The organism is Streptomyces sp. PU-14G (assembly GCF_041028275.1).
In the GTDB taxonomy this organism is placed as follows: Bacteria; Actinomycetota; Actinomycetes; order Streptomycetales; family Streptomycetaceae; genus Streptomyces.
On sequence record NZ_JASKYT010000543.1, the window covers coordinates 1 to 3,002 of the forward strand.

General features: G+C 71.9%; 2 protein-coding genes and 1 pseudogene. All 3 read left to right on the plus strand.

The window, feature by feature from the left end; genetic code table 11:
- A partial coding sequence (locus AB8Z75_RS33060) for an RNA polymerase sigma factor SigF (protein WP_369208532.1) occupies nt 1-940 on the plus strand: 940 nt, incomplete at its 5' end.
- 198 nt (nt 941-1,138) lie between these two features.
- Nucleotides 1,139-2,221 carry an RNA polymerase sigma factor SigF gene (locus tag AB8Z75_RS33065; RefSeq protein ID WP_369208533.1) on the plus strand — a complete coding sequence of 361 codons (1,083 nt, stop codon included), beginning with the start codon at nt 1,139-1,141 and terminating at the stop codon, nt 2,219-2,221.
- A gap of 502 nt (nt 2,222-2,723) precedes the next feature.
- Nucleotides 2,724-3,002: pseudogene (locus AB8Z75_RS33070) on the plus strand (DEAD/DEAH box helicase); the annotation flags it as partial.

Below are 3,002 nucleotides of genomic sequence, written 5' to 3' on the forward strand. Positions count from 1 at the left end.
CTCCACGCCGGCCGCCGTCCCGTCCGCCTCCACGGGAACCGCCTTCGCGGGGTCCGGCTCGACGGGAACCGCCGCATCAGGGTCCGCCTCCTCGGCAGCCGCCGTCTCGGCAGCCGCCGCCTCTTCGGACGCCCCGTCCGAGACACCGCGCACGCCCGCCGAGGCACAGCGGGAGCGGGCCGCGCGGACCCGGGCGCTGACGCAGTCCCTCTTCGAACAACTTTCCCGGCACGAGTCGGGCACGGCCGAGCACGAGCGCATCAGGGCGGCGCTGATCGAGGCCAACCTGCCGCTCGTCCGGTATGTCGCGGCGCGCTTCCGCAGCCGGAACGAGCCGATGGAGGACGTCGTCCAGGTCGGCACGATCGGGCTGATCAACGCGATCGACCGGTTCGACGCCGGGCGTGGCGTGCAGTTCCCCACGTTCGCGATGCCGACGATCGTGGGCGAGATCCGCCGCTACTTCCGCGACAACGTCCGCACCGTGCATGTGCCGCGGCGACTGCACGAGATGTGGGTGCAGGTCAGCGGCGCCACGGAGGATCTGACGACGCTGCACGGGCGGTCGCCCACCACCGCGGAGATCGCCGAGCGGTTGAAGATCTCCGAGGAGGAGGTGCTCGCCTGCATCGAGGCCGGGCGGGCATACCGGGCGACGTCGCTGGAGGCCGCCCAGGAGCGTGAGGACGGGATGCCGGGGCTGCTGGACCGGCTCGGCTACGAGGACCCGGAGCTCGACGGCGTCGAACACCGCGATCTCGTCCGCCACCTGCTCGTACAGCTGCCCGAACGCGAGCAGCGGATCCTGCTGTTGCGGTACTACCGGAACCTGACGCAGTCGCAGATCAGCGCCGAGCTGGGCGTCTCGCAGATGCACGTCTCGCGGCTGCTCTCGCGCAGCTTCGCCCGGCTGCGGGCCGCAAATCGAATCGACGCGTAACCGGATCGAGCGACCTCAACTTCCGCCCCACCGCTCCCAGCTGTGCAGTTTTATCGACATGAGGCTACGTCGCGTTGCCTACTTGTGACATTCTGCAAGAGCTGCGTTTGCCGCGGCGGCGGTCCCGGTATGGAGGGGGAGGTGCCTCTTCCAGCCGAGGGCGCCGCAGCGACCCGTCCGCGACCTCAAGGGGGTGGCATGTCCGTAGAACTGGGCAGCTCCAAGGTGCTCACCGAGAACACGTCCCCGGCTCCGGCCCCGGGGGCACCTGACGGGCCGAGGGGGTACGTCCTCCCTCACGCCCTCGTCGAGGAGCCCGTCACAGAGCCAGGCGCCGAACTGGCAGAGGGTGCCGGGCTGCCGGGCGGCGCCGACCTGGCGGCCGACCTGACGGGCGACCTGGCGGACGGAGCGGAGAGGCCGGACGGCCCGGACGGCCCTGGCACGACGGCCGGCGAGCTCGCGGGGGTCGCCGCGGTGTCCGGCGAAGGGCTCGACACGCGCACGCTCTCCCGCTCGCTCTTCCTGCGCCTGGCCGCGCTCGACAAGGCGGCTGCCGAGTCCCCGGGTACGGACCCGACCGCCGAGCGGATGTACGTGCGGGACACGCTCATCGAGCTCAACCTGCCGCTCGTGCGGTACGCGGCGGCGCGCTTCCGCAGCCGCAACGAGCCGATGGAGGACATCGTCCAGGTCGGCACCATCGGACTGATCAAGGCGATCGACCGGTTCGACTGCGAACGGGGCGTGGAGTTCCCGACGTTCGCGATGCCCACCGTCGTCGGGGAGATCAAGCGCTTCTTCCGCGACACCTCGTGGTCGGTGCGGGTGCCGCGCCGCCTCCAGGAGCTGCGGTTGGCGCTGACGAAGGCGAGCGACGAGCTGTCGCAGACCCTCGACCGCTCCCCGACCGTCACCGAACTGGCCACCTGCCTGGGCGTCTCGGAGGAGGACGTGGTCGACGGGCTGGCCGTCGGCAACGCCTACACCGCCTCGTCGCTCGACTCTCCCGCGCTGGAGGAGGACGGCGGCGAGGGATCGCTGGCGGACCGGCTCGGTTACGAGGACACCGCGCTGGAGGGCGTGGAGTACCGCGAGTCCCTCAAGCCGCTGCTGGCCAAACTGCCGCCGCGCGAGCGTCAGATCATCATGCTGCGGTTCTTCGCGAACATGACGCAGTCCCAGATCGGTGAGGAGGTCGGGATCTCCCAGATGCACGTCTCCAGGCTGCTGACCCGGACACTCGCACAGTTGCGCGAAGGGCTGATCGCGGAAGACTGACATCGTCGAGGCGATCGGGGGGCCGGGTGCAGCGGGGGACACACAGGCGAGCAGGCATACGAAGCCGAGCGAAGACACGGGACCGAGTAAAGACACGGGACCGGACGAAGACACGGGACCGGGCAGAGACGCGGGACCGAGCGGAGACAAGGAGCCGAGCATGCGGACGTGTACGGGCACGCGAACGAATACGGGCAGACGGAGACTTCACATCTGACGGGTCGTCAGTGACACTGGCGCCATGCGAGGGCAGTGGAGCCGGCAGAGCCGGAAGAGTCAGGCCGCCCGCGGAAGTCAGGGACGGCGGAAGAGCGGCGGCGGGACTCGGAGCCGCCGGGGTGGTCGGATAGCCGCCTCGGCGGCTCTCGTCTGTCTGGGCGCGCCTCTGCTCGGGGGGTGCGGCGGCAGCGGTGACGACGAGTACGTGGCGGTGGGCGCCGGCGACCCCTCCGACGGGAGCGGGGAGGACTCAAAGGCCGGACGCGGGGACGGCAAGGTACGGATGGTGCCGCTCCCCGGCGAGGGCGACGGCGACGGCGACGGCGCGGACAAGAGCGGCAGCGGCGCCCGGCGCGGTGACCGCGACGGCGAGGGCGGCCGGGAGGCCGAGCAGAAGGGTTTCGCGGGCGCCGGGGAAGGCCGGGGCGGCGCCGAGCGCGGCGGCACCGGGGGCGGCGGCACCGCACCGGGCGACGGGAGCACCGGCGGCCGGCCGTCCGGCCCCCCGATGTCGGGCTCCGGCGAGCCGTCGGCCGGTGACGGGACGGGGTCGGGGACGGGC